General features: G+C 42.6%; 6 protein-coding genes and 1 pseudogene. 4 read left to right on the forward strand and 3 right to left on the reverse strand.

Translation table 11 applies throughout. The annotated features are described in order from the left end of the window. The first annotated feature begins 138 nt into the window (after nt 1-138). The gene (locus QUB61_RS37350) at nt 139-594 is read left to right on the forward strand and encodes a hypothetical protein (protein WP_333136234.1); all 456 of its coding nucleotides are present in this window, start codon (nt 139-141) and stop codon (nt 592-594) included. Then, on the forward strand, nt 595-963 hold the full coding sequence (locus QUB61_RS40305; RefSeq protein WP_445300329.1) for an iron uptake porin: 369 nt from the start codon (nt 595-597) through the stop codon (nt 961-963). It begins immediately after the preceding gene. Nucleotides 964-986: 23 nt separating this feature from the next. Here QUB61_RS40305 and QUB61_RS37355 read toward each other — a convergent pair whose 3' ends face one another. Further along, a complete protein-coding gene (locus QUB61_RS37355) occupies nt 987-1,139 on the reverse strand; it encodes a hypothetical protein (protein ID WP_333136236.1) in 153 nt (50 codons plus the stop codon). Nucleotides 1,140-1,465: 326 nt separating this feature from the next. Between QUB61_RS37355 and QUB61_RS37360 the strand changes: the two genes are divergently transcribed. Further along, nucleotides 1,466-2,608 carry an IS4 family transposase gene (locus tag QUB61_RS37360; RefSeq protein WP_333136238.1) on the forward strand — a complete coding sequence of 381 codons (1,143 nt, stop codon included), beginning with the start codon at nt 1,466-1,468 and terminating at the stop codon, nt 2,606-2,608. Nucleotides 2,609-3,030: 422 nt separating this feature from the next. On the opposite strand, the gene QUB61_RS37365 is transcribed toward QUB61_RS37360, so the two are convergent. After that, a complete protein-coding gene (locus tag QUB61_RS37365; protein WP_333136240.1) occupies nt 3,031-3,741 on the reverse strand; it encodes a DNA-binding protein in 711 nt (236 codons plus the stop codon). 129 nt (nt 3,742-3,870) lie between these two features. Between QUB61_RS37365 and QUB61_RS40310 the strand changes: the two are divergent. Beyond that, a pseudogene (locus QUB61_RS40310) lies at nt 3,871-4,992 on the forward strand (transposase). A gap of 45 nt (nt 4,993-5,037) precedes the next feature. Here the strand turns inward: QUB61_RS40310 and QUB61_RS37380 are convergent. After that, nucleotides 5,038-5,655 (reverse strand): hypothetical protein, encoded by a 618-nt coding sequence (locus QUB61_RS37380; RefSeq protein WP_333136246.1) that lies wholly within the window; start codon nt 5,653-5,655, stop codon nt 5,038-5,040. Between the last annotated feature and the right edge of the window lie 51 nt (nt 5,656-5,706).

Raw genomic sequence — 5,706 nt, forward strand, 5'->3', positions numbered from 1 at the left:
CTGGAACTCAAAGAAGTCCCGAACAATTTTTTTTCAATAATAAAGGAACAAATGGAGTCATATTTTAATTGGGTCAATAGGTAAAAGATGAGTAATTTTACTCATTGACAATAGTGCTTTTAGCTTAACTTGTGAGTAATGCCTGTAGGTAAACGCGGTAAAGTAGCGATCGCACCTCTTGCAGACTTTCCTACTCGCATTTTCCCTGCACTTAATCCGGTTTCTTCTATTTCTAATTTGGGTGCTGAAAGTCCTATCTCTTCGCTTGCTTTTGGTACGGGTGCTGTAGTTTATTATAATTTTACCGATAAAATTGCCGCTGGTGTCAGTTATTTAACTACGAGTGGTAGCAATCCAGTTGAAGGACTATCTGGCGGTCAATATACTGCTTTAACTCAGTTAACTTATACTCCATCTAATAGGTTAGCGATCGCTTTTACTTATGGTCACTACTACGCTCCCGAACCGGGTTCAACTGTTAATGTAACGGGGAGTAAGGGCAGTAGATTTGCTCAGTTACCTTTTGGAGAAAGTACAGCTACTTTTTCTAATGCTTATGGCTTACAATCTACTTATAAGTTGAGCAATAAGTAGATTTTAGGCGCTTGGGTTAGCTATTTTAATGCTAGGGCTGAGTCTTCGCCCCGTGTTAATGGTTTAGATGGTTCACAGGGATCTAGTGCGGACATCTGGAGTTGGGCAGTTACTGCGGTAGTGCCTGATTTGGGTAAGTTAGGGAGTCAGTTAAATTTTGTCTTTGGGATGCCCCCGAAGGTTACAAGTAATGATGTTTCTTCTCGCTTAGACCGCGATAGTTCGCTGCATTTTGAGCTATCTTATCGTTATTTACTTACTAACAAGATTTTTATTACTTCGGGAGTTTTGTTAATTACTAATCCTGAGCATAATGCAGCCAATGATAGTATTTGGATTGGATTATTCCGAACTACTTTTACGTTTTAATTAAAACTAGGGCGTTGCAAACGCTAAATTTCGATAGTGGCTACAGCTGCGACTTCTCCTGCTACTCGTTCATGGGTTCCTGTTGGTTGCATTTGGACAGCTACTCCATCACGTAATTCAAAGCGGTCATAACCGTCTAGATACCAGTCCATACAATCTTCTAAGGTAATTGTCATTAATTTTGGTAGGGCTTAAATCATCTGTCATTCCTTCCTTCGAGCGTTGATGTCTTTTATTTGAACTACTGGGAGTGCGGATAAAATGTTTAGCGCGCCCTGAAAGAGCTTGAACAATCAACATTGTACCTATACGCTCCGATGAAACTTGACTATTAATTCAATTCATATGCCACCACTTGACTATTAATTCAATTCAGATTTTGTAAAAAACCTGGGGGGGTGACAACCCGCCTGAAACCCTGATGGAGTAAAGATTTAGCCAACTTATGCTAAAAAAAAGATAGGCAGCCGAATTGTTACAAGCTAGCCTATCCCCAAAAATAATGTTACCAACATTCTATCAGACCCACTTACAAAAACAACTGACACACGCTCAGTTTATTCTACTAACAATCTTGCTCTCCTTGATACAATCAGAAAAACAAGTGAGGTTAGAGCGGCTCGCACGGGTATTTCCCTATCCAATAACAGCCGAAAGCCGCCGTCGAAAACTGCTCATATTTCTGGACTTACCTCAACTAACGCTCGCAGGAATTTGGTTCCCATTAATCACTTATTGGTTAACAACTTATTGCCGTGTAGGGCAACGATTATCAATCGCGATTGATCGCAGTCAATGGGGCTGTATAAATCTCTTCATGGTCAGCTTAATCTGGCAGCGAAGAGCCATCCCATTGTACTGGTCGCTGTTGCCCAAATTGGGAAACAGTAACTTACAGGAACAAACCCTCGCTCTCAAACAAGTATTACCGTTATTTAAAGAATATAAAGTCATTGTTTTAGGAGACCGAGAATTTTGTTCTGTAGACTTGGGAAACTGGCTCAAAGAAAGGGGTGTATTTTTTTGCTGGAGAATCAAAAAAAATCATTGTATCGAAACAGAAAATTTAATATGGCAACGGTTAGATAAATTAGGAATAGTACCAGGAACTTCCTTATACTTTCAAGGCGTGAGAGTCAGAAAAACACGACCCGCAGCCGGGTTTGATATAGCTTGTAAATGGAAAAGAAACTATCAGGGGTCGGCAGTTAATGAAGCGTGGTTTATTCTGACCGACTTAGGTTCATTACCAGCAGCGACTGCTGCTTACAAACAGCGAATGGGAATTGAGGAAATGTTTCGAGACTGTAAAACAGGAGGCTACAACCTAGAAGGAACTAGCCTCAAAGGAGAGCGACTGATTAAGATAATTTTGTTAATGACAATTGCCTACAGTTCGGCGGTATTTCAAGGCACTGAAATTAAGAAAATGCAAGTGCAAAGATATGTATCTCGCCGCTCAGAACCCAGCAAAAAATACCGCAGACGGAGTACCTTTGGCGTTGGTTTAGATGGAGAGCAGTGGGTGAATTATTTGGATAAATATTCTGAATCTGTACAAGGGTTAATGAAGTTAACTCGTAATAAACGTCGCTTTTATAAACAAGGCATACAAGCTGCAACCCTTATCCGGTCTAGTTCCTAGACCTCTTTGTCACCCTCCCAGGTTAAAAACGCTAAAAAATAGCTAATTATTGCGGAGCGCTAAAGTCACGCATTTGCTGTACAAAATCAGGTGTTTGCTGTACAAAATTAGTGAGAATGCAGGTATTTACAGGGACTGCACCATACTTGTTTTTATCCGAAAATGTCCAGCAGGAGCCGGCATTTGCCTGTCAAATTACTGCTTTTTTGTGCCGAGAGTGCATTTGCTTGTTGAGGCTGGTTACGGCTGTTCTCGATCGGTAGCAAGCAATGGTTTTGTGATCGCAAACCCTGATTTAAAATTAAAAAAAAAACAATGCACCCTCTTAAGTGCTAATGTTATAGGCGATCTATGCCACTAACAAGTCTACAATTTTACTCCTAATGATTGCCATTATCAATCATTAGGGAGTTCAAAAACCTTCAAGGTATTGTACCTCCACTGGCAGCCAGTTCCGATAAAATAGGTTGATACAGCGAAGTAGAAAACGGTTGAAAGCCTATCCCCCCCTGAACAGCCAAGTGACAAAGTAATCGGAACGCTTGCGGTGTCGGCGACAAATTGACTTGCTCGACCACAATTTGTACCCTTTCAGGTTCCTGGTACAGCCTCAAAAAATCAGACCCCAGCAAATACTTAGGACAATTGCAAACTCGACAGCCATCGACTGTTGATAGGGATAAAATGCGGCAAATATAGTCATTTTCAATATGATCAATTTCAACTGCTCGCAACAAATCGCCAGGCTGTAATCTGTCAATTAAATTTAATCCTTTTTGAGGTAAATGTTGCAATTCGCGAGCAAAGAAATGGAAGTGGCACAACCCATCCTCATCCACTTCAGGAGGGGGAAAAACTTCCAACCTATCTGTTACCCGCTGTCCGCCACTACGAGCTAGTAATAACCTGGAGTCATTCTCAGATTGGGAGAGATTTAACCAGCGCAAAAAATCTGGATAATCGGGGGGAGAGGGGCGCAGCAGCCGATTGGAAAAAACGAAAAATAATTCGGGTGATTCGTACACTTTGTCCCAGTCAGAAAACGACCACAAAGGTTTAAAACCGCCTTGCCGTTGTGCTACTATTGCCCCAGCCGTGTAAGCGAATTGGTAGCTATTTCCATCGCTCGTCAACCGACCGATAGGGAACCAAGCGTGACGAAAGTAGTTCGTTCCAACTCAGATGTTACACCATTCTCAACTAGCCCTTGTATTTGGTCCCAAAATGTGAAATAAAGGGCGTAGAAACAATCAGGTAGGTCAATGTTAACCATCCTTAATTACGCCCAAGCATTAGTCTATACCTTGATGGACTTAATGCCCAGCAAATATCAATAAAAAAGTCTGCGAGCCTTACTGGGTCTATTTTTGGAAGCAACAGGACAAAGTTTACCTCACCCCTCTCAAACAGTAAGTACCAGTGCGATTAGTCGCTTTTTTAATCATTACCAATGATCAGTGCGGACAGTAATTCGAGTTGTGCGCGCTGAGATCAGCAGGCAAGTCAAAGGCGAAAGACGACTTGGGAGGCTACCAATTTTGACGGTAATTTTGGATATGATTACATTGGAAAAGATTAGTAATTTCTCAGGATTAGGAAAACTAATTAGAGTCTATAATGGTAAACGAGGATTGCATCTGGTAGTCCTCTACGTACTCGTGGGAAGAAGTCGAATACCTTGGGGATTCCGCGTCTATCGAGGTCAAGGAGAGCTACCACCAGTAAAACTCGGTCAAAGATTGCTAAAAACTCTGCCAAAAACCTTAACCGCACATTATGAAATGAAAGTGCTAGGCGATACCGCTTTTGGCAGTATAGAAATGCTCAAATGGGTCAAAAAACAACCACTACAAGTGGTATTTTTGGGATGAGGAGTGATCGGAGATTGGCAGACGATCGTCAGGTCAGCCAAGGACTGCAAAGGGGTCAGCAAGTAGTGCTGCAAGGATTAAACTTTCCAGTAACCTTATCTTGGTATTGGCTCAAGCGGGATGATGGTAGTCTAGAAAAACGCTTTGTGATTTCTACAAAACCTTTATCTGCTATCTATATCACTCGCTTGGGTAGAAAACGTTGGCAGATTGAAGGATTCTTTAAAACCGTAAAGCATCGCTTCGGTTTACATCGATTTGGACAAAGCTCTTTAGTGGGGAGTTTATCGGTGGCTAGTGTTATCTTTTATTGCCTAGTTTCTCGCCTATTCAGCATATCTATTCTTGGGAAAAACTACCTTGCCCGATTGGGCAGAGGCTGCGTTACTCGCTTCAGAAACTTTGTTGGCATCTCTCGTAGTTTTGGGGTTGTTAATTAATCTCGCTCGTACCAAAAAATTAGCGCGTCAGCAAGGTTTTGACATCACTGTTAGTGACTGGCAGTGTGGCTAATTGAGAATGGTGCAACATCTCAGTTCCAAGCAACAAATAAAGTATTCAACGGAGTTCCTCCAGCAGTAAAAGCAGCCGACGCTGGTTAATTTCTAATATCTGTTGAGCAAAAGCAATTGTCGCTTCTGAAATACGTTCCCTTGGAATTCGGTCAAATAGACCTAGCGTATCAGCAGCCGACACTGCCCCCAGGCGTTCTTGCCACACTCTAGCTGCCTGGGGGTGGCGTCGTGCTGCTACTTGAAAAACATCAAGAGGAGACAGGGCTTTTTTGTCCCCCACAAGAGCATAGAACGCAGACCTGTATTTAGCTGCATAGGCAGCCACAGCATTGTTGTTGAGCCGTTCGACCCGCTTGGAGTCTAGCAATTCTCTACCGAGGCTGGATGCGTGGTCGTAGGTGGGAGCAAGATGCGCTATCACCTGGCGCGTTTTCGTGGCTCTTACTTCGACAAATCCCCAGTTTTCGTGGTGGCGATCTGTGTTGCCAATCCAAGCATCTAACATTAGGTATCCAACAAAGGTTTCCGCTGCCGTAGCGATACCGTCTGGCGACATCCAGTTGAGAGGCTGTTCCACTGCGCTGCTGCTGATGGTGTCCAGCACGGTATCGAGGGTGTGTTGCGACACGTTAAAGCCCACATTCCGCAGATATTTAGACAAATTTAATAGTTTTAAATTGGGAGGGATAAAGCCATGGAATCAATATATAGC

The organism is Microcoleus sp. C2D2, assembly GCF_036702495.1.
Classification (GTDB): domain Bacteria; phylum Cyanobacteriota; class Cyanobacteriia; order Cyanobacteriales; family Microcoleaceae; genus Microcoleus.

What these genes read in the sequence shown, in the direction of transcription:
- QUB61_RS37360 (WP_333136238.1), top strand. Translation starts at nt 1,466, where the DNA reads ATGTTACCAACATTCTATCAGACCCACTTACAAAAACAACTGACACAC.
- QUB61_RS37355 (WP_333136236.1), bottom strand. Translation starts at nt 1,139, where the DNA reads ATGACAATTACCTTAGAAGATTGTATGGACTGGTATCTAGACGGTTAT.
- QUB61_RS37350 (WP_333136234.1), top strand. Translation starts at nt 139, where the DNA reads ATGCCTGTAGGTAAACGCGGTAAAGTAGCGATCGCACCTCTTGCAGAC.